Annotated in this window: 22 protein-coding genes and 2 pseudogenes; 10 read left to right on the top strand and 14 right to left on the bottom strand. The window is 67.7% G+C overall.

What is annotated here, in order from left to right; all coding sequences use genetic code 11:
- Nucleotides 1–3 precede the first annotated feature (3 nt).
- Both QQM39_RS39435 and QQM39_RS39430 read right to left on the bottom strand, forming a co-directional pair.
- A complete protein-coding gene (locus tag QQM39_RS39435; RefSeq protein WP_302002400.1) occupies nucleotides 4–1,143 on the bottom strand; it encodes an ABC transporter ATP-binding protein in 1,140 nt (379 codons plus the stop codon).
- Complete coding sequence (locus tag QQM39_RS39430) at nucleotides 1,136–2,236, bottom strand: ABC transporter substrate-binding protein (protein ID WP_302002399.1); 1,101 nt, start codon at nucleotides 2,234–2,236, stop codon at nucleotides 1,136–1,138. The genes QQM39_RS39435 and QQM39_RS39430 overlap by 8 nt, the downstream gene beginning before the upstream one ends.
- A gap of 665 nt (nucleotides 2,237–2,901) precedes the next feature.
- Between QQM39_RS39430 and QQM39_RS39425 the strand changes: the two genes are divergently transcribed.
- The 5 genes from QQM39_RS39425 (at nucleotide 2,902) to QQM39_RS39405 (ending at nucleotide 7,398) form a co-directional block, all read left to right on the top strand.
- On the top strand, nucleotides 2,902–3,576 hold the full coding sequence (locus QQM39_RS39425) for a haloacid dehalogenase type II (RefSeq protein ID WP_302002398.1): 675 nt from the start codon (nucleotides 2,902–2,904) through the stop codon (nucleotides 3,574–3,576).
- Nucleotides 3,577–3,829: 253 nt separating this feature from the next.
- Nucleotides 3,830–5,107 (top strand): FAD-binding oxidoreductase, encoded by a 1,278-nt coding sequence (locus QQM39_RS39420; protein ID WP_302002397.1) that lies wholly within the window; start codon nucleotides 3,830–3,832, stop codon nucleotides 5,105–5,107.
- Between the two features lie 264 nt (nucleotides 5,108–5,371).
- Nucleotides 5,372–5,629 carry a hypothetical protein gene (locus QQM39_RS39415; protein ID WP_302002396.1) on the top strand — a complete coding sequence of 86 codons (258 nt, stop codon included), beginning with the start codon at nucleotides 5,372–5,374 and terminating at the stop codon, nucleotides 5,627–5,629.
- A gap of 178 nt (nucleotides 5,630–5,807) precedes the next feature.
- Complete coding sequence (locus QQM39_RS39410) at nucleotides 5,808–6,470, top strand: GntR family transcriptional regulator (protein WP_302002395.1); 663 nt, start codon at nucleotides 5,808–5,810, stop codon at nucleotides 6,468–6,470.
- 76 nt (nucleotides 6,471–6,546) lie between these two features.
- Complete coding sequence (locus QQM39_RS39405; protein ID WP_302002394.1) at nucleotides 6,547–7,398, top strand: IS5 family transposase; 852 nt, start codon at nucleotides 6,547–6,549, stop codon at nucleotides 7,396–7,398.
- Between the two features lie 28 nt (nucleotides 7,399–7,426).
- Here QQM39_RS39405 and QQM39_RS39400 read toward each other — a convergent pair.
- Nucleotides 7,427–8,250 (bottom strand): IS5 family transposase gene (locus tag QQM39_RS39400; protein WP_302003884.1). Its coding sequence is split into 2 segments (ribosomal slippage): nucleotides 7,427–7,884 and nucleotides 7,884–8,250, totalling 825 coding nucleotides; the frame shifts between segments, so codons are not numbered across the junction.
- Nucleotides 8,251–8,337: 87 nt separating this feature from the next.
- Between QQM39_RS39400 and QQM39_RS39395 the strand changes: the two genes are divergently transcribed.
- Nucleotides 8,338–8,529, top strand: coding sequence for a hypothetical protein (locus tag QQM39_RS39395; protein WP_302002393.1), 192 nt, complete (start codon nucleotides 8,338–8,340; stop codon nucleotides 8,527–8,529).
- 622 nt (nucleotides 8,530–9,151) lie between these two features.
- Here QQM39_RS39395 and QQM39_RS39390 read toward each other — a convergent pair.
- From QQM39_RS39390 to QQM39_RS39380, 3 genes are read right to left on the bottom strand one after another with little or no spacing between them, the layout of a single operon-like run.
- Complete coding sequence (locus tag QQM39_RS39390; protein WP_302002392.1) at nucleotides 9,152–9,886, bottom strand: SDR family NAD(P)-dependent oxidoreductase; 735 nt, start codon at nucleotides 9,884–9,886, stop codon at nucleotides 9,152–9,154.
- A gap of 58 nt (nucleotides 9,887–9,944) precedes the next feature.
- Complete coding sequence (locus tag QQM39_RS39385; protein WP_302002391.1) at nucleotides 9,945–11,051, bottom strand: alanine racemase; 1,107 nt, start codon at nucleotides 11,049–11,051, stop codon at nucleotides 9,945–9,947.
- Between the two features lie 15 nt (nucleotides 11,052–11,066).
- Nucleotides 11,067–11,597, bottom strand: coding sequence for a RidA family protein (locus QQM39_RS39380; RefSeq protein ID WP_302002390.1), 531 nt, complete (start codon nucleotides 11,595–11,597; stop codon nucleotides 11,067–11,069).
- Here QQM39_RS39380 and QQM39_RS39375 point away from each other — a divergent pair.
- Both QQM39_RS39375 and QQM39_RS39370 read left to right on the top strand, forming a co-directional pair.
- Nucleotides 11,539–11,877, top strand: a pseudogene (locus QQM39_RS39375) (hypothetical protein); the annotation flags it as partial. The gene QQM39_RS39380 and the pseudogene QQM39_RS39375 overlap by 59 nt on opposite strands.
- A gap of 43 nt (nucleotides 11,878–11,920) precedes the next feature.
- Nucleotides 11,921–12,566: pseudogene (locus QQM39_RS39370) on the top strand (TetR/AcrR family transcriptional regulator).
- Nucleotides 12,567–13,079: 513 nt separating this feature from the next.
- On the opposite strand, the gene QQM39_RS39365 reads toward QQM39_RS39370, so the two are convergent.
- The 4 genes from QQM39_RS39365 to QQM39_RS39350 form a co-directional block, all read right to left on the bottom strand.
- Nucleotides 13,080–14,141 carry a zinc-binding dehydrogenase gene (locus tag QQM39_RS39365; RefSeq protein WP_302002389.1) on the bottom strand — a complete coding sequence of 354 codons (1,062 nt, stop codon included), beginning with the start codon at nucleotides 14,139–14,141 and terminating at the stop codon, nucleotides 13,080–13,082.
- 124 nt (nucleotides 14,142–14,265) lie between these two features.
- The gene (locus tag QQM39_RS39360) at nucleotides 14,266–14,421 is read right to left on the bottom strand and encodes a hypothetical protein (protein WP_302002388.1); all 156 of its coding nucleotides are present in this window, start codon (nucleotides 14,419–14,421) and stop codon (nucleotides 14,266–14,268) included.
- Nucleotides 14,421–14,753, bottom strand: a complete 333-nt coding sequence (locus tag QQM39_RS39355; RefSeq protein WP_302002387.1) for an SRPBCC domain-containing protein — start codon at nucleotides 14,751–14,753, stop codon at nucleotides 14,421–14,423. Before QQM39_RS39355 ends, QQM39_RS39360 begins: the two co-directional genes overlap by 1 nt.
- An 89-nt stretch (nucleotides 14,754–14,842) precedes the next feature.
- Complete coding sequence (locus QQM39_RS39350; RefSeq protein ID WP_302002386.1) at nucleotides 14,843–16,249, bottom strand: FAD-dependent oxidoreductase; 1,407 nt, start codon at nucleotides 16,247–16,249, stop codon at nucleotides 14,843–14,845.
- 306 nt (nucleotides 16,250–16,555) lie between these two features.
- Here QQM39_RS39350 and QQM39_RS39345 point away from each other — a divergent pair, with 306 nt between their 5' ends.
- Nucleotides 16,556–17,938 carry a diacylglycerol kinase family protein gene (locus tag QQM39_RS39345; RefSeq protein ID WP_302002385.1) on the top strand — a complete coding sequence of 461 codons (1,383 nt, stop codon included), beginning with the start codon at nucleotides 16,556–16,558 and terminating at the stop codon, nucleotides 17,936–17,938.
- A 788-nt stretch (nucleotides 17,939–18,726) separates the two neighbouring features.
- On the opposite strand, the gene QQM39_RS39340 is transcribed toward QQM39_RS39345, so the two are convergent.
- The 3 genes from QQM39_RS39340 to QQM39_RS39330 form a co-directional block, all read right to left on the bottom strand.
- Complete coding sequence (locus QQM39_RS39340) at nucleotides 18,727–19,185, bottom strand: flavin reductase family protein (RefSeq protein WP_302002384.1); 459 nt, start codon at nucleotides 19,183–19,185, stop codon at nucleotides 18,727–18,729.
- A 182-nt stretch (nucleotides 19,186–19,367) separates the two neighbouring features.
- Nucleotides 19,368–20,393 carry an alcohol dehydrogenase catalytic domain-containing protein gene (locus QQM39_RS39335; RefSeq protein ID WP_302002383.1) on the bottom strand — a complete coding sequence of 342 codons (1,026 nt, stop codon included), beginning with the start codon at nucleotides 20,391–20,393 and terminating at the stop codon, nucleotides 19,368–19,370.
- Nucleotides 20,390–21,460 (bottom strand): LLM class flavin-dependent oxidoreductase, encoded by a 1,071-nt coding sequence (locus QQM39_RS39330; protein ID WP_302002382.1) that lies wholly within the window; start codon nucleotides 21,458–21,460, stop codon nucleotides 20,390–20,392. The genes QQM39_RS39335 and QQM39_RS39330 overlap by 4 nt, the downstream gene beginning before the upstream one ends.
- Before the next feature lie 178 nt (nucleotides 21,461–21,638).
- Between QQM39_RS39330 and QQM39_RS39325 the strand changes: the two genes are divergently transcribed.
- On the top strand, nucleotides 21,639–22,325 hold the full coding sequence (locus tag QQM39_RS39325) for a GntR family transcriptional regulator (RefSeq protein ID WP_302002381.1): 687 nt from the start codon (nucleotides 21,639–21,641) through the stop codon (nucleotides 22,323–22,325).
- A 30-nt stretch (nucleotides 22,326–22,355) separates the two neighbouring features.
- On the opposite strand, the gene QQM39_RS39320 is transcribed toward QQM39_RS39325, so the two are convergent.
- The gene (locus QQM39_RS39320; RefSeq protein ID WP_302002380.1) at nucleotides 22,356–23,576 is read right to left on the bottom strand and encodes an MFS transporter; all 1,221 of its coding nucleotides are present in this window, start codon (nucleotides 23,574–23,576) and stop codon (nucleotides 22,356–22,358) included.
- Nucleotides 23,577–23,686: the final 110 nt, after the last annotated feature.

The following is a 23,686-nucleotide window of genomic DNA, read 5'->3' as shown; positions in this document are numbered from 1 at the left end:
GGCTCACCCGCCCTGTTCGGTGGAAAAGAGGTTGACGTCGTCCGGATCGGCGGTTATCCCGACCCGCTCACCTGCGACGGGTCCGCGTCCGGCCTGTACCTCCAGCCGCAGCAGCGCGGCGTCATCGCCGTCGAGGCGCACCCCGGCCCGGACCAGAGTGCCCACATACGTGGCGGTCTCCACGGTGCCGGCACAAAAGCCGTCGTCCGGCGCGCCGGCGCGCAGCCGACCCGGCTGCACGGCGACCCTGACCGGGGTACCGGAGGCCAGCTCGTGGCGCCGGGCGGTCAGCAGGCCACCGGACCGGTCGAGACGAACCACGGTGTGCTCGTCTGTGGTGTCCACCACGCGGCCGGCGAGGAAGTTGGCCGCGCCGAGGAAGTCCGCGACGAAGGGGGTCCTCGGCCGCTCGAACAGCTCGCGGGGAGTGTCGAACTGCTCGATCCTGCCGTCGCGCATCACCGCGATGCGGTCGGACATGACCAGCGCCTCCTCCTGGTCGTGCGTCACGTAGATGACGGTCAGGCCGAGTTCCTGCTGAATCGTCTTGATCTCGACCTGCAGCTGGTCGCGGAGCTTCTTGTCCAGCGCGCCGAGCGGCTCGTCCATGAGGATGACCGGCGGGCGGTAGACCAGCGCCCGGCACAACGCGACGCGCTGTTGCTGCCCGCCGGACAGCTCGCGGGGGCGACGGCCGGCGCAGCGGGACAGGCCGGCGATCTCCAGTGTCTCCCCGACCCGCCTGCGGATTTCGTTCTTCGGCACTCCGCGCAGTTGGAGCGGGAAGGCGACGTTCTCGCTGACGGTCATGTGCGGGAAGAGCAGGTACTGCTGGAAGACGAAACCGAGGTTGCGTTTCTGCGGGGCGAGCCGCGTGACGTCACGGTCCCCGACGGTGATGGTGCCGGAGTCGGGTTCGCAGAAACCGGCGATCATCATCAGGGTCGTGGTCTTGCCTGACCCGGAGGCGCCGAGGAAGGTGACGAACTCCCCGGCCGCGATCTCCATGGACGCCTCGTCGACGGCGACGACGTCCCCGTACGTCTTGCGCAGGGCCACCACCGACAGTGCTTCGCCGGTCGTGGTGGCCGGCTTGACGCCAGCCACCTTGACGGGCGGTGTGACCACACCGAAATCAGCCACGAGCCCACTCCAGCCAGCGCTGGGTGATGGCCGCTTCGTTCCTCAGCCACCAGTTGACGTCCACGTCGAAGCCCTTGTCGTAGTACTCCGGTGCCCCGGCGAGACCGGCACTCTCCTTCTCGGTGAGCTTGTCGTAAGCCGACTGGACGGCCGGGTTCGTCGGGTAGACCTTGGCCAGGTTGGCCTGGACGTCAGAGCGCAGCGAATAGCCGATGAGCTGGTAGGAGGCGTCCACGTTGGCCGCGCCCTTGGGGATGGCGTATCCCTGGACCTGGCGGCGGGCGCCGTTGAGCTGGTATGCGAGCGGGGCGCCCTGCTGGATCAGTTCGTTGAGCCGGCCGTGCCAGACGGTGGATATCGTGACCTCCTGGCGGCTGAGGAGCACACCGGGGAGGGGGCCGCTGTCCCAGTACTTCTTCACGTCGGCCCGGATCCGGTCCATCACCTTGAAGGCGCGGTCCACGTCGAGGGGGTACAGCTTGTCCAACTCCACGCCGTCGGCCAGCAGCGCGAACTCCAGTTCGGGGAGGTCGGCGTCCGGATTGCACATCGAGCGGCTGCCCTTGAACGCCTTGGCATCCCAGAAGTCGGCCCAGGACTCCGGCTTCCGGCCGCCGAAGGCGTCGGTGCGGTACGCCAGGGTGGTGGCGTAGAAGCCCTTGCCGACGGAGTGCTCGCTGACCATGCTGGCGGGCAGCTTAGCGGCCTTGAAGCTCTTGATCCGGTCGAACTCCAGCTTCTCCAAGGCGTCCTGGACCGCGAACTTGGCATGGTCCATCATCGAGTTGTCGATGAGGTCGAACTGAGGCCGGCCCTGCTTGATCTGGGCCAGCATCTGGGTGCCCTGGATGTTGGTGACCTTGACTGCGATACCAGTCTCTTTGGTGAACGGCGTGTAGATCGCCTTCTGGAGGGCCTCGCCGAAGGCGCCACCGCCGTTGCGTACGGTCAGCGACTTGGCCCCGCCGCTGCCGGTGGACGCGGCACGGCTGGAGCCGGTGCCACAGGCGGCGAGGGAGGGCAAGGCCGCGAGGGCGGCCAGGCCGCCTGCTCCGCGCAGGAGCGCTCTGCGACCGATCATGGGATCACTCATGGCAATACTCCTCTGTAGTGACGCGTGGGACCAGCTGTGCCGGACTGAAGGGATGAGGGCATGCGTGGGATCGGCGCCGGTCAGCGGTGTGGCTGCGCGATGGCGGTGAGCTCCGCACCGTGGCGTCAGCGGTTTTGTGCATGCCCTTGAGGAGGGTCCGGCGGCGTTGGCGGTGACCTCGGAGGCTGGGGACGGTGATCGCTCTCCGAAGGGGGCTCAGACCGCTGCCGATCGCGTTTAGCGCGAGTTCATGAAACGTTGCGCTAAAAGTGGCAAGAGAATGACAGCGGGCTCGGAGCGAGTCAAGGGGTGCGTGCCGCAGGCATTACCCTCCGTGCGCTCCGCCGCCGCCCGCCCGAGCACAGTCGTGAGCAAGCGCCTCGGCGAGCACGCGGTCTCCCCGGCACGGCCGGATGAGCAGGGCGTGTTCTCGGCAAGGAAGCAGATCACCGGCTGATGGAGCGGCGCCACCCGACCCGTACGGAGGCTGCACCGCGCCGACCTGGCCGGGCATCCCTCGGTCGTGGGCTCGCGTCCCCCATAGATCAGCGCCATCTCGTCCACATCCTTCGATCGGGGCCAACCAGGCACATCTGCTAACTGTTGACAGTCGGCAGGTTGCCACCTATGTTCATGCCAAGGCAACCCCCGAGAGAGGACCAACGATGACCGACACGAAATTCAGGCCGACCTACGTCTCCTTCGACTGCTACGGCACGCTGATCCACTGGCAAATGACCCCGATCACCAAGGAGCTCGTCGGCGACCGCATCCCCGCTGAGCACTGGGACCAGTTCATCGAGGACTTCAGCAGAATCCGCTACGACCAGGTGTGCGGCGTCTTCTACACCTACACCCAGGTGCTGCAGGACGCGTTCGAGCGCGTGTGCAAGAAGTGGGGCATCGAGGCGCAGGCCGACGCCGGGGAGCGCTTCGCGGCCGGCATGCGCACTTGGGGGCCGCACGCGGACGTGCCGGAGCCGCTGAAGAAGATGGGCGAACACTACAAGCTGGTCATCCTGTCCAACGCCGACGACTCCTTCCTGGCGGAGAGCGTGCCGCGGCTCGGGGCGGACTTCCACGCGGTGTTCACCGCGGAGCAGTCCGGCTTCTACAAGCCTCGCTACGGCGCCTTCGAGTACATGCTCGACAAGCTCGACGCCACGCCGGACGACTTCCTGCACGTGTCCTCGCACACCCGCTACGACCTGATGCCAGCACACGACCTGGGCTTCCGTAACAAGGTGATGCTGGACCGGGGCTACGACCCGCACTCGCCGGCGTACAACTACGTCACGGTGAAGAGCCTCGACGAGGTCAACACCATGCTCGGCATCTGAGTCGGCCACTGGCCGCCGCCGCTCATGAGTCGAGGCGTCGTGGTGGGGGGTTCGCTCGCGTGCCCCCCAGGTCGCCCCCGAGCCCGACTTCCCGGCTACGGGCTGTCGCCTCCCCGGCCGTGCCCATCGCGCGCTACGACCTGATGCCAGCTCATGGCCTGCACATCGCAAAGAACTGTTGTCGGGTCTGCCTCCCCCTTCTCAGGTTCCGACAGCCGGGCGCCTGCCCGACCACCACACAGGAGAAACTCCGATGAAGCTCACCCCGTACTGGCTCGACACCGCCCCGCAAGGGCCTGACCGTTCCCGGACCGAGGTGAGCGGGCATGTCGACGTGGCGGTGGTCGGGGCAGGTCTGACCGGGCTGTCCGCGGCCCTCCACCTCGCCCGCAAGGGAGCGAAGGTCGCGGTCCTGGAGAAGGAGACGGTGGCGTGGGGTGCGTCGGGCCGCAACGGTGGCATGGCCACCACAGGCCTGTCGATCGGCACCCGCGACGCGATCGCCCGCTACGGGGTCGAGACCACGAGACGGTATCTCACGACCTACCACGACGCGGTCGACACCATCGAGAAGCTGGTCGCCGAAGAGGGGATCGACTGCGACTTCGCTCGTTCGGGCAAGCTGCTGCTGGCCTCCAAGCCGGCTCACTTCGACGGTCTGCGCAAGACCCACGAGGTACTGACGCGGCTCGGGCTCGACGAGACGCGCACGGTGCCCAAGAGTGATCTCCACTCCGAGATCGTCTCCGACCGCTACCACGGCGCGATGGTCGACACCAAGAGCGCGGGGCTGCACGTCGGCAAGTTCACCCGTGGTCTGGGGGAGGCCGCGGCGCGGGCGGGGGCGGAGATCCACGAGAAGGCACCGGTCGAGCAGGTCCGGCGGCTGGGCGGCACCAAGCACGAGGTGGTCACCGCGCGCGGAATCGTCCGGGCCGACCAGGTCCTCGTCGCGACCAGCGGCTACACCAGTCGGCCGTTCCGCTGGCTTCAGGGCAGGATCGCGCCGGTCGGCAGCTTCATCATCGTGACCGAACCTCTGGGCAAGGACGTCTGCGACCAGATCATGCCAACTCGGCGGATGGCATCGACGTCCATGAACCTGCTGCACTACTTCCGGATCACTCCGGACCACCGGCTGCTGTTCGGTGGTCGCGCCCGATTCGCCATGTCCAACGCGCAGTCGGACGAGAAGAGCGGACGCATCCTGCACAAGGCGATGACCGAGGTCTTCCCCCAGCTCTCGCGCACACGCGTCGACTACTGCTGGGGCGGCCTGGTCGACATGTCCATGGACCGGATGGTGCACGCCGGTGAGCAGGACGGGCTGTTCTACTCTGTCGGCTATTCCGGCCACGGTGTCCAGATGGCCACCTACATGGGCAAGCAGATGGCCGAGTACATGGACGGGACGCTGGACGCCAATCCCTGGCGCGATCTGTCCTTCAAGCGGATACCCGGTCACTTCGGCCCGCCGTGGTTCCTGCCGTTCGCAGGCGCGTACTACAAGTTCAAGGATCTCATCAAGTAGGAAAGGGCGTGGTGATGGGGCGCGGCAACCAGCACGGGCGACAGGTGAGGGCGCTGCTGTTGGGGAGCGTGGCCGCGACGGCTCGGGCATGCAGGACCGACAGCGCGGTCACAATCATCATCGAAAGTGCTGTGTCGGCGCCGGATCACGGACCGATGCAGGTGCTCGGGCGGCTGCTGCAGACGTCGGTGATCGACAACGCCGTGCCGGTGCCTCAGGGCGCGTGCTGTGGATCCTGGCGCTCGCCGTCCTGCTTGCCTCGGAGTGCCTCGGCCCCCCGAGGAGTTCGTCGTCTTCCGCCGCATGATCCCGAACGTCGTACGGCTGGTCGCGACACCGTTCCTGTTCGGGCAGAAATTGGTCACCGTCGGTTCACCGCCGTGCCCGGGCCTTGGCATGCGGCCACCGGACTCCGACCGGGGCGCGATGATCCTGGATGCCCAGTCCCCCATGGAAGGCGCGGCCTGGATCGGCATCCTCCCGATTCCGCGGAAGTCCTCCCCGCCCTCAGCGGTACCATGATCGGACAGGGTCTGGATGTGAAGAAGAGCCTACGCAAGCGCGTAAACACAGCAAAGACCGCGGAGACAGCTCCGAGTGCTTCAGGCGCTGCGCCGCGGAACGTGATCGACGAGGGGGATGCCCTGTGAGTTCAGAGTCTTCAAGGCCGACTCGCCTGCCTCGCGAGACCTACGCCACGATGGTGATCGAACGCCTTCGGGAAGACATCATCGACGGCACCTTGGCCGCCGGCACACAGCTCAGCGAGGTGGAGCTGGCCAAGAGCTTCGGGGTGAGCCGTGGGCCGATCCGTGAGGCGCTCCAGCGGCTGATCCAGGAGGGGCTGCTCCGCGGCGAGCCTCACCGAAGGGTCTCCGTCCCGGTGCTCACCAAGGGAGACGTCGCGGACATCTACCTGGCTCGTACGGCGTTGGAGTCCGCAGCGGTCCAGTCCATCATCGCCTCCGCCAAGTCGGAGGAGACCTACAAGGAACTGGACAGGAACGTCAGGTTGGAGGATGCCGCCGAAGCGGCCGGCGACTGGGAAGCGGTGAAGAAGTACGACCTGGAGTTCCACACCATCCTGGTCGCCGCCTCCGGCAGCCAGCGACTCCAGCGCATGTTCAGCACGGTGATCTCCGAGACCCGGCTGTGCATGGGCGCCCTCACAGGGGAGGATGTTCGGCACCATCACGAGGCCCAAAGCCCGAGTGAAGTCAATCACCGCAAGATCAGCGAGCTGATCCGGGATGGCGACACCGTGGGCGCGTTGGCGGCGCTGAAGAAGCATTTCGACGACGCGGTGTTGGCCTTGACCAGCCGGGACAGTGAAGATGACGAGGAGCTGGCTGCCACGCTCTAAGAGGGCATCTGATCTAGGTAGTTGGTGTTCTGAGATGGTTTTGTGACTGGTGCTGTTGGCGGTCGTTGGATGAGGCGTGAGTGCTCGTCGCCCGTACCGCAGTGACGTGTCCGACGCCCGCTGGGCCTTGATCGAACCAGTCTTCAATGCCTGGCGGGCGAGACGGACCGGACCCGGAACGGCAGCTCGGGTGCACGATCTGCGAGAGATCGTGAACGCGATCCTTTACGTCAACCGCACCGGCATCCCGTGGGAGTACCTGCCGCACGACTTCCCGCCGTACAAGACCGTCTATGACTACTACGCGAAGTGGGAAGCCGACGGCACCACCCAGCAGGTCCACGACCTGTTACGCGACAAGACCCGCCGATTCCATGGCCGTCGTGCGGAGCCGACCGCGGCCGTGGTGGACGCGCAGAGCGTGAAGACCTCGGCAAATGTCGCCGAGACCAGCCAGGGCATCGACGCCGGCAAGAAGATCAAAGGCCGCAAGCGACACCTGATCACGGACACTCTCGGTCTGGTGCTGGCCGTCCTGGTCACCGCCGCGAACGTGCACGACACCACCGGCGGCAAACTCCTGCTCGATGACCTGGCCGCGGCACATCCCAGCGTGTCCAAGGTCTGGGCCGACGGCGGTTACCAGAACAGCATCTTCAACCACGGCGCCGGTCTGGGCATCGATGTCGAGGTGGTTCAGCGGCCACGGGCGAAGGGATTCGAGCCGCTGCCGAAACGGTGGGTAGTCGAGCGCACCTTCGGCTGGCTGATGCAGCACCGCCGCTTGGCGCGGGACTACGAAGCCCTGCCGCAGAGATCCCGGACGGTGATCCACTGGGCCATGGCTAACAAAATGTCCCGCGAACTGACCGGAGAATCCGCACCAACCTGGCGAATCGAAACGGATATCCCACTCACATCCGCGTGAACACTGATCAGATGCCCTCTAAGAGGTCCTAACAAAGGCGTTGGACATGGCGGTGGGTGATCAGGCAGGTGGCGAGGCCGAGGAAGGCCTCGTGGATGTCGCCGCGTCGTTCCCAGCGGATCCGCAGTCGGCGGAAGCCGTGCAGCCAGGCGGTGGTGCGCTCGACCACCCAACGGAAGACGCCCAGGCCAGAGCCGTGTTCCTGGCCTCGTTCGGCGATCACCGGGATACTGCCTCGCGCCCGGACAAGGCGCCGGTACTTGTCGTGGTCGTAGCCGCGGTCGGCCAGCAGCGCGTCGGGCCGGTGTCTGGGCCGGCCGACGGCGCCGGCCACGGCCGGGACCTTGTCCAGCAGGGGCAGCAACTGCGTGACGTCGTTGCGGTTTCCGCCGGTCAGCGACACCGCGAGCGGGATGCCCTGGCCGTCGGTGAGGACGTGATGTTTGCTGCCCGGACGTGCGCGGTCGACCGGGCTGGGACCGCTTTTGGGTTTCTGCGGGCCGCCCGGACGTGAGAGGAGTCGATCACCGCCCGCGACCAGTCGAGCTTCTTCGCTGCCCGCAGCTTCTCCAGCAGCACCAGGTGCAGTTCGTCCCAGACGCCGGCCTCGTTCCATGCGGCCAGGCGCCGCCAGCACGTCATCCCCGAGCCGAAGCCCAGCTCCTGTGGCAGGTACTCCCACTGGATGCCGGTGTGCAGCACGAACAGGATCTCGCACAAGGCCTGGCGGTCCGGGACCCGCGGCCTGCCCTCGACCAGCTTCGGACCCGGCTCGGGCAGCAACGGCTCGATCAGCGACCAAAGTTCGTCCGAGACGATCCACGGTCGCGACTCCCTCTTTCCCGCGACCAGACCAACGAGCAACCAAGCCGACCGTCACATGATCAACGGCTTCTGTTAGGACCTCTAAGAGCAGCGACGGCGGAAGCAGCGCCCGAGATGGGTCTGCTGTCGCCGCGTTTACCGTCGCCGAAGCAGCTGAGCGAGCGGCGCGGCAACAAGGCAGCGGTGCGGTTCCAGCAGTCGGAGGTCATGCTGGGCGGCCACGCGGGTGGCTGGGTCGCTGAGGCGGCGCGTCGGCACCGCAAGGGCGAGCTGGCGCGAGGGTGTTGGAGGCACTGGGCGAAGTGAGCATCACCGAGTCGGCGCCCGACGTCCTTCGTCTGCCAGTTGTCGGGTGGGACGGCGCGCGAGTGGTGATCCGCGGCGTTGAGCCCTGCTGATCATCTACGACTGGGGCATCGCCTCCGCGAAGGCGGGCTGGTGCGCTCGACCGCGGCCGTCGCTACCTGGCGCGATCTCTGCTGGCGACGACACCGGGGCTCACCGACAAGTGCCAGAGCGTCGGGCACCCGGCACGCAGGCGGGGACATGAGCATCAGAGTCGCTGCCGTGCAACGCGGAGCACACGCAGCCATATGAACACCGTTGCGCTGAAGGATCTCCGCGAGCAGGCGACGGCAGAGCCCCTGCCATGGTGGTAGTAGGTCATTCGAGGAACTGCTGGACCGGGAAGCCGCTGCCCGTGCTCGCGGGAGCGAACTCGAAGCGGAAAGCGCCGAGTTGACAGCGCGACTGGATACGGAGCAGGAGCCGGTGTCCCGACTGGCGATCACGCGGTCGACCCCGGCTCCGCTCACCTCGATCCACGGAGAACGCGCGCCCCGAGACGGCAACCGGCAACCGGCAAGACGATGTCCCGCTCCCCCGCACAACGCCTGCCGCACGGTGGACGGGGTAGCTGATGGCGCTGTCAGTAGGCGGTGTAGCCGCCGTCCACGGGGAGAACCGCTCCGGTGATGTAGCACGACTCGGGCGACGCGAGGAAGAGGACGGCGTCGGCTATCTCCTCGGGGGTGGCTAGGCGTTGGAGCGGTATCTGGGCCTCGCACTGACGTCGGTAGGCCTCGGGGTCGGGTCGGCGCTGGAACGACGCCTCGATGACGGGTGTGACAGTCAGGCCCGGAGCGACCACATTGACGCGGATGTTGCGCGGAGCCCATTCGATAGCCGCACCCTTGGCAAGCATGATGAGGCCGCCCTTGGCGGCCGAGTACAGCACTTCCTCGGGCATGCCCACCATGCCGAGCCGTGAGCCGACGCAGACGAACGACCCACCCGCCTCGGGCATGAGCGGCGCGAAGTGCTTCATCACCAGGAACGCGCTGAGCAGGTTGCTTTGGAGCACGTTCTTCGCGTCGTCGTACGCCATCTCGGTGAGCGGGCCGCTTACCTGAAGGCCGTGGTTGAGGACGACGACGTCGACGGTCCCCACCGACTCGGCGGCCCTCTGAGCCAGGCTCGCCACGAACGCCTCGTCATTGAGGTCACCGGGGACGTACAGGTCGTCGGGGCGAGCGGTGTCCAGCTCCTCCCTGCGACCGGTCAGGAGCAGTCGTGCGCCCTCGCGGCGGAAATGGGAACTCACCGCCTCCCCGATTCCACTGCTGGCTCCGGTCACCAGCGCCGTGAGCTTGTCGAGTCTCATGTTCAGCCACTCTTTCCTGGGTCGGGCAAGGGGATGGGAGGCGGTGTCGCCAAGCCGTTCAGCTGAGGAGCCCCCGGGCCGCGACCGGCCACCACCGCAGCGTCGCGCCCTGCGAGTCGGTCACGATCAGTTCCTCGAAGTTGTTCACGATCGGGCACACGTGATTGGGCACCATCGGGAGAATCGTTCCGACGCTGGGCCGCGGCTCCTCGGAGGGCACGGCGAGAAACCCGTGGTACTCGTTGAGCTTGGACAGCACGCCCTTCATGCCGGCGATCTGGCCGTACCCCCGCTGCGGGTTGCCGTCCCGGCCGAGGGCCTTGGTGCCGATGTCGAGGATGACCTGGCCGGGAACCCAGTCGCTGACCACCGTGGTCGCGACGAACAGCGCGATCTGGTCCTCGTCACAGGCGCCGAGCCGGGTGTTGTCCATGTCGCAGAAGACGTACTCGCCAGGACGGATCTCGGTGATGAGATCGCTGGTGGAGAAGGCGACTGTGGGCGTGGAGCCCGCACTGACCACCTCGGCGCTCACCCCGACGCCGGCGAAGCTGCGCACCGCGGTGGCCAGCGCGACCTCCTGGTCCCGCGCGGCAAGCTCGCGCACGCCCGGGCCGGAGCTGCCGTGCCCCGGGTAGGTGTAGACACCCACTGGCACCAGCCCGCGCTTCCGGGCGGCTAGGGCGAGATCACCCGCGGCCTCGGGCGGCGCACCCGAACGGCCGGCCCCGCAGTCGACCTCCACCACGATCTCGAGCCGTTCCGGCTCGTCACCCATCGCGTCGGCGAGGGCGTCGATGGCGGCGACGTTGTCGGCACCCACTCGCAGCCGCGTGGTCTCGGCGAGCGAGCGGATCCGCTCACCCTTGGTGCCCGCGGGCCAGACCGGGTAGGCGAGGAAGATGTCGTCGAAGCCCGCATCGGCGAAGACCTCCGCCTCGCCGACGTTGCCGGCGGTGATCCCGACGGCCCCCGCCTCGATTTGGAGCCTGCCGATCTCCACGCACTTGTGCGTCTTGACGTGAGGTCTGATCTGCAGGTTGTGCTGGGCGGCGAAGCCCTGCATCCGGTCGATGTTCCGCTGCATGACGTCGATCAGCACGATGGGCGCGGGTGTGTCCACCCGCTCGACCAGCGCGTCGAGTGTTCCTTGAAGCCGGTGCACGCTGCACTCCTCGGGTTAACGGTGTGAGAAGGAATGGATGCCGCGCGTCCCGACGTCCTCGAACGAACGAGTCGCTCCCGCCGTGCAGACCATCTGGATCTCGACAGGACTGTTGCGTGGCAGTCCGGCGACACCGATCGCGGTGCGGGCATGCCGCCCGTTCTCGCCGAGCACCTCGAACAGCAGGTCACTCGCCGCGTCAGCGACCCGTGACTGCTCACCGAACTCCGGCGTACTGGCGACGAAGACGAGCATCTGCACGATCCGGACCCGTTCCAGGCCGCCCACCGCGTCCGCGGCGGCGGCAAGGCAGTTCACCACTGCCTGACGGGCCAGATCCCGCGCCGCCTCTGTCTCGACGTCCCGGCCGACGATGCCCTGCCCCAGCAGCACACCGTCCTTGTACGGCAGCTGCCCCGACACGTAAACGCTGGAGCCAACCGACCGGTGGTTCACGTACTTCGCGTCGCTGCCGACACGGGGAAGCGTGAAACCGAGAGCCCCGAGACGCTCCGCAGCCGAACCTGCTGGCGTGCTGGTTTCCACTGGTCCTCCTGTGCGTCCAGGCCGCCGCTACAAGGCGGTCCGATGGAGTGACAGTAAGACGCTCTCTGCTAACTGTCAACAGTTAGCTGTCTGCAATCAACCCGGCAGGTCGTTCGCATCTCCGCAGGTCAACGGATTGGCGTGCAGTTGCTCGGCTCATTGCGGGATCCCACCCATCGGCAGGCACTTGGACCAGCGGCACATCCTCGTCGACGGGAAGGCGGCGATCGGCGCTCTCGTCGACTTCGGGCTCCGCTTCTTACGCAACGCCCGAGAGCTGTTGAACGGGGGCAGAAGACCAGACTTCCAACCTGGATGTCGTGCTGGTTCATGTCTCTGCGGCCGAGCGCCGCCCTCAGCTCATCAAGGCGGCCATCGACCTCATAGCCAGAGAAGGAGTCGCCGCCGGAAGCACCCGTGCCATTGCCGCGGAGCTGGGCGTGGCGCAGGCCACGGTTCATTACACGTTCGGAACGAAGGAAGGCCTGTACCGAGCGGTCATGGAACAGCTCACGCAGGAGCTGGTGACCCAGGTCGAGGAAGCCGCACCGGAAGACGTCGGATTCGAGGAGACCGCAGCGCGCTGGCCGCGGCGCTGTGACATACGGTGCGCCAGCAGCCGGGAAGTCATCAGCTGCTCACGGAGCTGTCGATGTTCGCGCTCCGCTCGCCCCGAAGGAGGCCCTTGAGGGCCATGAACGTGGGGTGACGGAGGTGACCACGAGGATCCTGGCCACCACTGCCGAACGCACCGGCGAACAGCTCGCCACGCCTGCCGAGACGATCGCACGGTTCTTTCTCGCCGGTTTCGACGGGCTCACCATGCGGCACTTCTCCGCTCCCGACGAAGAGTCCGAGTACGCCTGCCTCCAAGCTCTGGTTTCGTCCGTCGTGGCCCTGGCCGGTGGACACCTGAGTCTGGTTGCCATACCCCCGGGCCCGGCAACCAGCCCCGGTGCGGGGGACTGATCAGCGCCCTGCACCGGCCGGGTACTGGGCACTGAGCCAGCTGCTCGCTGCCGTCGATCGACGGCGGCCTGGGGCCAGTTGTGGAACCCGTTTACAGCGGCGCGTTCGTCGTCCTGATCAGGGTGCCCCGGTGACGACGAATTCTGGCCGCCCACGGCGCAGCCGCAGCGGCGGAGCATCTGTGGGCGCGGTTTCCATAGATCCCGCAGTCCTCAGCCGGGGGTACCGGCCGCGCTCGCCGTCGCCCTGCGGAAGCTGGTGGGTCCGCCGCGGTTCCGCTGAAGTCCGCGCCTGACTTCCTCCCGTCCACCGGCGCCTCGCTGGGCGGCCCCGTCGCCGTGATCGGCTTCCTGCCGCCGCTTCTCGTCGGCACCCTGTCGGACCAGCCCTGGGCTACGAGGTCTTCCTCAACTCCCGGACCCGAGGAGCCACCAGGCTGCGCCCGGCTCGGCCCCCTGCGAGTACCGGCGCGTGCCGGAGCTTGCAAGGGGCCTGCGAAACGGCATGGTGGTCTCAGGGTGTGAGAACGATCCGGATCGGGTCGCCGATCTTCTTCTCCAGCCGGTTGACTGCCTCGGCAGCCTCGGCCAGCGGGACGCGGTCCGAGATCGAGGGTTCGAGGTCGATGCGGCCCGCCGACGCCAGGCCGATGAGCTGGGTCACGTGTTCGGGTCCGGAACCGTAGTGGCCGCGGATCTGGTTGGAGCGGTAGCTGAACCCCGTGCTATCGGGGACGACGATCGGAGCCGGATGGAGCCCCGCCAGCACGAGAACCCCGCCGACTCCCAGGACACTGACGGCCTGTTCGCGGGCCGCCGGGACGCCGGCGAAGTCGAGCGCCACCTCCACGCCCAGGCCGCCCGTGGCCCGGTCCACGGCATCGGCGAAGTCCGGCGCGGTGGGGTCGAGTGCGAAGTCGGCGCCGAACGCCAGGGCGCGTTCGCGGGCGCTGGGCAGGGGGTCGACGGCGATGATGGGTGCGGCCCCGACCAGGCGGGCGATCCGGACACCGTGGGCACCGAGTCCGCCCGCGCCCCAGATGCCCACGGACTGGGCCGGGCGGACCGCACCGGTCTCGACAATGGCGGCATACGGGGTGGAGACCGCGTCGGGGATGATGGCGGCCTGGTCGAACGGGAGGTCGTCGGGGATGGGGACGAGCGTGTCCACCCGGGCGGTCGTGTACTCGGCCCAGCCGCCGTCGTAGTCCACCCCACGCGTCAGCACGCGCAGACACGGGGCGCGGCGTACACAGTCGGCGCACGTCCCGCAGACCTGTCCGGCCTGCAGGGCGACGCGCATGCCAGGAGCCCACCCCGCTCCGACGTTCGCGCCGAGGGCATGGATGACGCCCGCCACCTCGTGCCCGAGGGTGACCGCGCCGGAACGAACAACCGCGTCCACCGCGGCGAGCGGGCTGATGCTGCCGTCGATCAGGTGGATGTCGGACAGACACACCCCGGCGGCCCTGACTCGAATCAGTGCCTCATCGGGGCCGGGAGTGGGGATGGGGACCTCTTCCACGGCGAACTTGAGCGTGTCCAGGTGGAGACGTCCAGCAAGCATGGTGCGCATGGTGTGACCTCGTTTCCTTGTAAGTGCCCTGATGGGGCGTGGATGTCCGGGAGATGGGTGGACGGCAGGGAGAGCGGGGCGAGGACTTGGGAGTCCGCGCCCCGGCTCGGTCGCCGGCGATCGCTCACCGGTGGCGGGCACTCGATGCTTCGGATCGGATCAGGGTGTCCAGGTTGGCCATCGACGTGCGCATGCCGGAGCGCATCGCCGGTTGCTGCAGACGGTCGAGGAGTTGCCCGATCGGGCCGAGGGCGATGACGTACTCCACCTGGTAGGTCATCACCGTCGCGTCCCCCCGTCAGAGCCCTTGGTCCGCTCGAACTCGAAGATGTTGGTGACGTCCTGGAGCGGGGCGAAACCGACGCCGGTGTCGACGCGCCGCTTCATGGGGTCGATCTCCGTCACGGTCCACACCGAGCGGGTCTGCAGCGGCCCGAGCGTGCGGTTGCGCTCGGCGTACGTCTTGCCGACGGTGGCGATGCCGTGGTGGTCGGTGACCTCGATCGCGCTGTCGACCCACTCGGCATACCGGTCAGTGCGGGAGATGACCTCCCACACCTGCTCGACGGGGGCGTTGATGACAGCGCGTTCGGTGACGACGAACCTGCTCATGGAAGGATCCTGCTTTCTCGCTGACGCAATGGGGTTTCTCTTGCTGGATCAACTCGAAGGCCTATGGCTTCAGTTGGAGATTTATCGGCTCAACCCCGGTCCAACAGTTCGGCGGCGGCGCGCCTGCCCGAGCGGACCGCGCCGTCCATGAAGCCGTTCCAGTACGGAGAGGTCTCGGCGCCCGCCCAGTGCACGCGCCCGAAGGGGCGGCCCAGCCATTCGCCGAGGTCGGTGAGCACCCCTGGGGCCGCGATGGAGGTGGGGCCGCCCTGGGTCCACTGCTCGGCGGTCCAGTCCTGTTCGATGTAGTCGGTCGTGTCGAAGGCCTGAGGCCCCACGACCTTGGCGAAGCAGCGCAGCACGGCGCCCCGGCGCTCGCGTGCCGGACGGTGCGCCCACGCGCGCCATTCCTTGCCGCCGAGGAAGCCCATGAGGACGCCCGGTCCGCCGTCGGGCGGTGTGTTGTCGAACATCGAGCGGATGGGTGAGCCGTCCCGCAGCAGCCCCATGCCGGACAGGCCCTCGGACCGCCAGAACGGCTTGTCGTAGACGGCCTCGCACTTCATGAGGGTGCCGAACGGCAGCCGCTGGAACAGCTGGTCCTGTTGCGGCGGCAGCAGCGGGTCCCACACGATCCGCGAGGCCAGCACTGGCGGCACGGCCACGATCACCTGCTCGGCCCGCCAGTCGCCGGCGTCGGACACCACGGTGCATCCGGTGGCGTCCTGGCTGATGCGCCGGACCGGCGCGGACAGGTACACCCGGCCATCCAGTTCTTCGGCCATCCTGATCGTGATCAGCTGCGACCCGCCGACGAACCGGCTTTCCTGGGCTCCGCCCTCCGTGCCCGTACCGCGCTCCACGGTGCCGGGGTGCGTCTCGTCACCGAACGTGGAGACGTACCAGAGGCTGAACAGTGCCGACGCGTCACGCGCTTCGCTGCCGTACGCGGAGTTCAGGAAGATGTTCATCAGGTCGACGCCGCCGCCGGTGACCTCCAGCTTGCGCAGCCAGGTCTCGTAGGTCATGCCGTCGAGTTCACTCGCCCGTGGAGCCTTCCACGGCGCGTCCGGAGGCAGCGTCTTCACGATCTGGCTGATGCGCGCCATGGCGATGGCGGCGTCCGGCAGCGCGAGCAGGTCCGGTGGCGTCGAGCCGGAGAAGCGCTTGGCCGCGCCGTTGTGCACATAGACGCTGTCGCCGGGGACGGTGGCCTTGTACGTGGCTACTCCGACCTCTTGGGCCAGGGCAAGGATGTGGTCCTGGGTCGGACCGACGAACTGCCCACCGATCTCGGTGACCTGGCCGTCGCCGAGGTCGTGGTTGAGCAGCCTGCCGCCGACGCGGTCACGGGCCTCCAGGACGGCCACGGTTTTGCCCGCCGCGACCAGCTCTCGTGCCGCAGTGAGGCCGGCCAGGCCCGCCCCGATCACGACGACGTCGACCTTGTTGCTCGAGCGAGCGTCCGCCAATTCCCTGCCCTGGGTGCGCGTCATGGTCATTCCTTCATGTGTGTTGCCCGCAAGAGGCGGGGCGACGGCCCGAGCGGGCCACAACGTCTTCTGGCTCTGCGCCATGCCTGAGGACACACCACGGTGACCGATCAGCCCGGTCTCCCGCGGTGCAGCAGTTCGAGTATCAACATACAGATGACCTTGTCGGATGACAAGGTCATCTGATTTCAACATCAGACAAGGTCACTCAACCAGCGGTGCGCCGGGCGACCAGCACTGCACATCAACTTGTTCAATCGACCTGAGCGACTGATAAAGTCTGTCGCCCAAGGCGAAAGCGAGGAGCTCATGGCTGTCGCTACGAGAGAACCGTCCCAGCACGGGCGGCGCTGGGCCGCGAGAGCCGCGCTGACCGCGGCGACAGTCGCGGTGCTGCTGCCCCTCGCATACGGAGGCCTCGGCGGCATTGTTCTGCTGGTCGCCGGGCTCGCTGGAATGGCCCTCACAGCTGCCGCGCTGTGGTGGACGCTGACCCGGCGCGGCCCGGTGCGCTGGGCGGCGGCCGCGCTGACGGTCGCCGTGCCGGTCGCCGTCCTCATCCTGTTCGCGACCACCCTGCTCTGGATCCTGCCGGTGTCTCTCCTGCTGTGGGCTGGGGCCGTCGGGGCCGGACGGTACGCGCTGCGGGGCACCTCCACCCGCACATCGCGCGTGAGCAAGCGGCGGGCACCGTCACCCAAGCGCCCCTTCCTGATCATGAACCCGCGCTCCGGTGGCGGCAAAGTGGCGCGGTTCTGCCTGAAAGAAAGAGCCGAGCGGCTCGGCGCGCGGGTCGTCCTACTCGATGCGGATCAGCAGCAGAATGTCGCCGCTCTGGCCCGGGCGGCCGTGGCGGACGGCGCGGACCTGCTGGGAGTCGCGGGTGGGGACGGCACCCAGGCGCTCGTCGCGGCAGTCGCCGCCGAGCACGGCATCCCCTTCCTCGTCATCCCCGCGGGTACCCGCAACCACTTCGCGATGGATCTCGGGCTGGACCGCGATGATCCGGCGGCTTCACTGGACGCGCTCACCACCGGCCGCGAACTGCGCGTGGACCTGGGCTTTGCCGGGGAGCACCCGTTCGTCAACAACGCTTCCTTCGGGACGTACGCGGCGATCGTCCAGAGTCCCGCCTACCGCGACGACAAAATCGGTACCGCTCTGGAGCTGCTGCCCGACCTTCTGACCCGGCGGCACGGCCCGGTACTGACCGCTCGCGTCGGGAATGCCACGATCCCCGCCCCGCAAGCCGTGCTGGTCAGCAACAACGTCTACCAGACGGACGATCTGGCCGGCCTGGGCCGTCGCGAACGGCTCGATTCCGGGCAGCTCGGCGTCCTGGCAGTCAAGGTGGACAGCGCTGCCGAGGCAGCCGCCCTGCTGTTGGACCCCGAACCGGAGGGGCTCACCGTCCTGACGGCCCATGAGGTGATTGTCGAGGCCGACCGCGCCCGGGTCGAGGTCGGCCTCGACGGCGAGGCCATGGTCCTTCCGACGCCGGTCCATTGCCGCATCGAACCCCGCGCGCTGCGCGTCCGCGTACCCAGGAGCAGCCCCGGCATCCCCGACGTCCAACCACCCCTGGACTGGCGCCGGTTGCGTAGTCTCGCGGCCACAGTCGGCCGTACGGCCATCCCCCGACGCCGAGACCGAGACCAAGCCAAGAACTACCCCTGGACGCAGCAGGGCTGAACCGTACCTGGGGCGACAGCTCTATTTTCATGAGCGCCCCCGCCGCAAACAGGACAGACGGCCGGCCGAGGTCGCGAGACGAGCCCCGCGCCGTGCCCAGGGCGGCTCCTCCTAGGCCAAGAAGGCCGCCAACCGCCAACCGCCCCCACCTGCACCGGCCGAGTTCTCCAGGTCCGGACGTGAGTCACTGGCGTTGCCCTGACCAAGGCCGAACCACGCCATGACAACGCGCAGGTGAGCTGAATCGCCCCCTCACGTCGTCCGGCGAAGCGCACGAACCAGCCCCGCACTCACTTCAGCTATTCGTCACTTCGTCCACGCTCCTGGGAGCGCCCGACAGCGCCGTACCATCGACGATCCTCCCGTCGGCGAGGCGGCTGATGAAGTTGCCGCTGCGGGTGACCGTCTCCGTGGCCTCGGGGAGGAAACCGGCGGCCAGGCGTGGAACGTGCGCGGTCAGACCTGGAGTTCGGCGTGCACGCCTGCGCTGGCGGCCCGGTCGGTCGCCGACCTGAGACGAGTCGGCGACGCCCTGCCTTGCCGAACGGTGCGACACTGCGTTGAGGCCAGGACGAACCGCCTCGACCGTGACCACCGCGCAGAGACCGGTCGTCGGACACTGCTCACCGGGCCCCGGCTACGGTTGTCAGGTCCTGGCCTTGCCCGGAATCGCAGAAACTCGCGACCTCAGGATTCGGCGAACGCACCCATCACTTCGAGCCGTTCGCACCGGTCGGCCCACCTCCGAGTCGGTCCGAGTAGGGTCGGATTGAGGTCAGAGTTCCGGTTCAGTGATCTTGTCGCTCGGCTCCGACCGAATGAAATTCCCGTCGGAAGTACACGGCCGGGGCGCCCATCCCCTGCTCGACACGGTCCACCTGCCCGACGAAGATCGTGTGATCTCCGCCGTCGTGCGTCGAGTACCTCGTGCAGTGCAGGGTGGCCGACGTGTTGGCGATCACCGGCAGGTTCTGATCGCTCAGCCGGAACTCCGTGTCCGCGAACTTGTCGATGCCTCGCGTCGCGAAACGCATGGCGACATCAGCCAGTTGCTTCGGAAGGATGTGGATGATCCACGCAGCACTGTCGGAGAAGACCGGATGGCATTCCGCAGAATTGGCCAGACAGACCAGGACCAGCGGCGGACTCATCGACAAGGAGCAGAAGGACGTCGCGGTGAAGCCCCAGTGCTGTCCGGCCGCGTCCGTCGTGGTGACCACGGTGACACCGCTGGGGAAGGAGGCCATCACCTCCCGGAACGCGGGGGCATCGTCTTCGCCCGCGGATCGGCCGGGCGGCGCACTCACGGCGGTTGATGTGGACTGAACCATTGCTGCATCCTCATTCGTAACGATGTCGGCGCGACCTCCGGACGCCGGCCGCCTTGCCCCTCGGGAACGCTAGGACGCGGCCGGCGACTGCCGGTGGCTCAGGCGGGCAGGTCGATCAGCACCTTGAGCAGTTCGCCCCTGCGGAGCGGTTCGAGCCCGTGCGTGACCACGTCGGTCCAGGGAACGTGCGTGACCCAGCCTTCGGTCGGGATGAGGCCGTTCTGCATCCAGTCGATGACCGTGTGGAACGCCTCGATGTTGGAGCCGTTGTGTCCTACGACAGTCACCTCCTTCACGAACACCTGCGGCGGCGGGAACTGGGAAGGCTTCTCGTGAAGGCCGATCAGGACGATGTGGCCGCGCTTGCCCGCCAGTTCGTACGCCGAGTACAGGCTGGCCGGTACCCCGGCGCACTCGAAGACGATGTCTGCCCCGCCGCCCGCGGTGAACCGGGCGTCGGCTGTGACCTCTTCGGGATCGAGCACCTGCGCCGTTGTGAGCTTGGCCAGCAGGGCACGTCGCTGCTCGGACGGCTCCACGACGACCACGTCGTCGATTCCCAGGGCGTTGAGAGCCAGGGCCACGCCGATACCGATCGGGCCTCCACCGAGGACCGCGATCCTCTGCCCCAGCCGCGCTCCGCTGCGCTGGACGGCGGTGGCGCCCACCGCGAGTGGTTCGACCATGGCGCCCTGGGCCAGGGAGATGTCGTCGGGCAGGGGAACGACGACAGAGCCCGGGACGACGCAGTACTCGGACAGCGCACCGATCGGGGCGCCGCACCCGACTGTCGAGACATCGCGGTCCAGCACTTCGCACAGGACCGGGTAGCCCGACCGGCACTCGGAACAGCTGCCGCAGCTGATGATCGGAAAGACGCATACGCGGTCCCCGACAGCGATGTCCTTCACCTCGGCGCCGACTTCGGCGACGATGCCGGAGAATTCGTGGCCGATGAAGCGGGGCCGGGTGATGATGCCGTCGGGCAGGTAGTAGTAGTGCAGGTCCGAGCCGCAGATGCCGTTGTGCGCGACGCGCACCTTGACTTCGGTCGGCCCCACCGGCGGCGTGACGACCTCCTCGAGCCGGAGGTCTTCCTGTCCGTGAAGCTGGTACGTGATCATGCCTGTCCCTTCTCCAGATGGGCGACCTTGGGGGCGACCTCGGTCATGAGCAGTTCGAGCGAACGGCGGTAGGCGTCGGGCTTGTCCCGGTAGTCGAAGTCGAAGGCGACCAGCGTGCCGAACCCACCCGATTCCTCGTATTCGGCGGTGATCCGCTGTGCCACGGTTTCCGGCGAGCCGACGAGCCAGACGTCGCGGGCGAGGAGTTCGGCGGTCACGTCCTCCATGGGCACGCCCGGGGCCAGTGAGGTCCCCGACGAGTACTGGTAGGCCATGATCATGAACTCGTCGTAGAAGCGCCCCATGAATCCATTGGTGACGAGGTCGATCGCCTCCTCGTCCGTCTCGGCGACGAACACCTCGCGGCACACCCGCCAGTCATCGCGGCTGACCTGGCGTCCGCTGTTCTTCGCCGCCTCGGCGTACCCCTCCCACTGGCTCCTGAGGTGCGCGGCACTCATCCCGAAGCTCAGCGGCAGGAACCCGCGCTCACCCGCGGTCTGGAAGCCCTTCGACTTCGCGCTGCTGCCGGCGATGGCGATCGGCGGATGGGGCGACTGCAACGGGCGCAGTGCCGGCCCGGCGAAGTACTCGTCGTACGCCGGGAACTCCACCGCCCAGTACTTGCCGCGGAACTCGAACGGCTCGCCGGCCCAGATCCGCGTCATGATGTCCAGACCCTCGGTAAGCATCTCCGCGTTGTTGCCGTCGGTCTGGAAGAGCCGCACGTCGGCGGGGTAAGAACCGGCTCCCACGCCGGCGATGTACCGCCCACCGGTCAGGTGGTCGAGCGCCATGATCCGGTAGGCCAGTGCCACGGGGTGCTGGTAGGGCACCAGATGTGCGCCGGCGGCCAGCGTGATGTTGGTCGTTTCGCGTGCGGCGGCGGCGATCAGCAGTTCGGGGGCCGGCGAGTTCTGCCATCCCGTCGTGTAGTGCTCGGCGAACCAGATCTCCTCGAAGCCGAGCTCGTCGCCCCATCGGGCCACCTGCAGGCTCCACTCGATGACGTCCTGGAGGGGAGAAGCCGGATCGGCATACGGGGCGTTGAAGATACCGAATTTCACCTTGGAGTCCTCCTCGGACGCTGGGCCTTGTGGGGTCGATCAGCGAGTGGATTGTTCGTCAATCCAAGCTTTGATCAGTTGGATTGTCAATGGATTTGGGTAGCACCTGAAGCTCATCCGCACACTTGCTGAACAGTTGAGCAGTTCAATGAGTCAAGGCATCAGCTAGGCTCGGACCATGACAACGGGTCCCCATGTCAGAGCGCAGTTGCCCGCCCTACAGCGGGTGTCCACCGTCGAGGCGGTCGCCACCACCCTTCGTGACCAGATCCTGGACGGGAATCTGCCGGCCGGTCAGCCGCTGCGCGAGGCCGACTTGAGTGAGCAACTCCGCGTCAGCCGCCACTCGGTCCGTGTCGCGCTGTCGAACCTGACCCATGAGGGTCTGGTACGGCATGAGCCCAATCGCGGTGCCTTCGTTCGCGACATGAGCACACACGAGATCGCGGACTGCTACCGGCTTCGTTCCATTCTCGAGTTGGAGGCCGCTCGGACACTCTGCGGAGACACAGCGGCCCTTTCGCGTGCGCGCGCCGCCGTGCAGCGCCTGGTCGACACACCCACCGACTCGCCCTGGGCGGCCCAACGCGAGGCCGATCTGGCCTTCCACCGCGAGCTCGTCGACGCACTCGGTAGCCCTCTCATCTCGCGCACCTACGAGTCGCTGATGATGGAGCTTCGGCTCTGCTTCCTCGTGGAAGGCGTCAAGGACAAGGATCCGGAGGTCATCGCGCAGACGCATGTAGCTCTGCTGGAGATCCTGGAGAGCGGTGACGTCGACGAGGCGGTCCGGGTGCTGACCGAACACCTCGATTCGTCGCGGGACGACGCGATCGAGGCGCTGCGGTCGCGTCACGAGGCTTAGTATCCACGGCAGTTGAGACTCGTATGCCCATCAAGCCGGAGCCATTCGGGTCTCGGCGGCATGGGGAACCGGGACGGAGGCCGGGGCCCTGAAAGCGCGGGCCGCCACAAGCAGCACCAGCGCCAGGCAGGCGGGAACGGCGTAGGCAAGCCGGAAGTGGCCGGTCGAGCCGAGCAGCCCGCTGACCGCGCCGCCGATGAGCACGCCCAGGTAGTTGAAGGTGTTCATGCGGGCCAGGACCGACTCGGCAGCCTCGGGCAGCAGTCTTCCTGCCGAAGCGAGGCACAGCGGCGCGAACGCGGCGACTCCCACGCCGGCGCATCCCGCGGCCACGACCGCGTAGTGCCAGGTGGGAGCGGCCGCCAGTCCCGCCATGGCGACCGCCGTGGTCAGGGCGGCGCCGCGGATCACGGTCGGCGGTCCGAACCTGCGGATCAGGAGGTCGCCGCATGCCCTCCCTGCGACGGTGCCCACCTGGTAGGCGGCAAAAGCCAGGGGCGCCACCGCCAGTGAGGCCGCCAGCGTGTCGCGAAGATAGACGGTCGACCAGGTCGAGACCGTGGAGTCGATGACGTAGGCGATCAGCAGCACGATGCCGAACGGGGCAAGCCTGACCCACACCTTGAGCCCGAGGGACACCGGCGCGTCCGGCTCGACCGGAGGCGCGGAAGCCGACGGGACAGGGTGGGTGCGGATGGTCAGGGCGAGGATCAGCACGAGGACGGCGTGCGCGGTCAGGATGTGCTCAACCGCCCAGCCGAGGCGCGCCGTTCCCGCCGTCAGCAGCGCGGCCAGCACACCGACGGCGCTCCAGGCGGCGTAGAACGAGGCGAAGATGCTGCGCCCGTACGCGCGCTCGACGGCTGCGGCCCGCGTGTTGACGGAGACGTCGATTCCGCCCACCGCCAGTCCGAACAGCGGGTAGGCGACCATCGCGGTGGCCTGGTTCGGGGCCCAGCCGATGAGCAGGAGGACGGCCGCGGCCAGCAGAGTCGAGACGCGCATGGCGGCGACCGGGCCGACGCGGCGGATCATGAACAGTCCGGCGAAGCTCCCCACACCGGCGCTCAGTGCCAGGGCGACCGTCAGCGCCGTGATCAGCAGGGGGGAGAGACCAAGATGTTCTTTGACAGCCGGCATGGTGGTGGTCACTGCGGCCACGGCCGCGCCCTGGGCGGCGAACACGGTCGCCGTGACGCGTCGGGCCCGTACGGGCAGGCCCGTGCCGTCGGACCGCTTGGAAGTCGACATACACAGGAATTGGGTCATACCGCGCCTTCGTTTCATGTGCCCGGTGGGCAGCGACGGGTCCAACGATGCGGGTTGCCGCAACTGTAGGAAGGCGCAGGTGCCGAGTGCAG

It is taken from the genome of Streptomyces sp. DT2A-34 (genome assembly GCF_030499515.1).
In the GTDB taxonomy this organism is placed as follows: Bacteria; Actinomycetota; Actinomycetes; order Streptomycetales; family Streptomycetaceae; genus Streptomyces.
The sequence above is the reverse complement of the archived record's forward strand: the minus strand, read 5'-3'. Positions and strand labels throughout refer to the sequence as shown.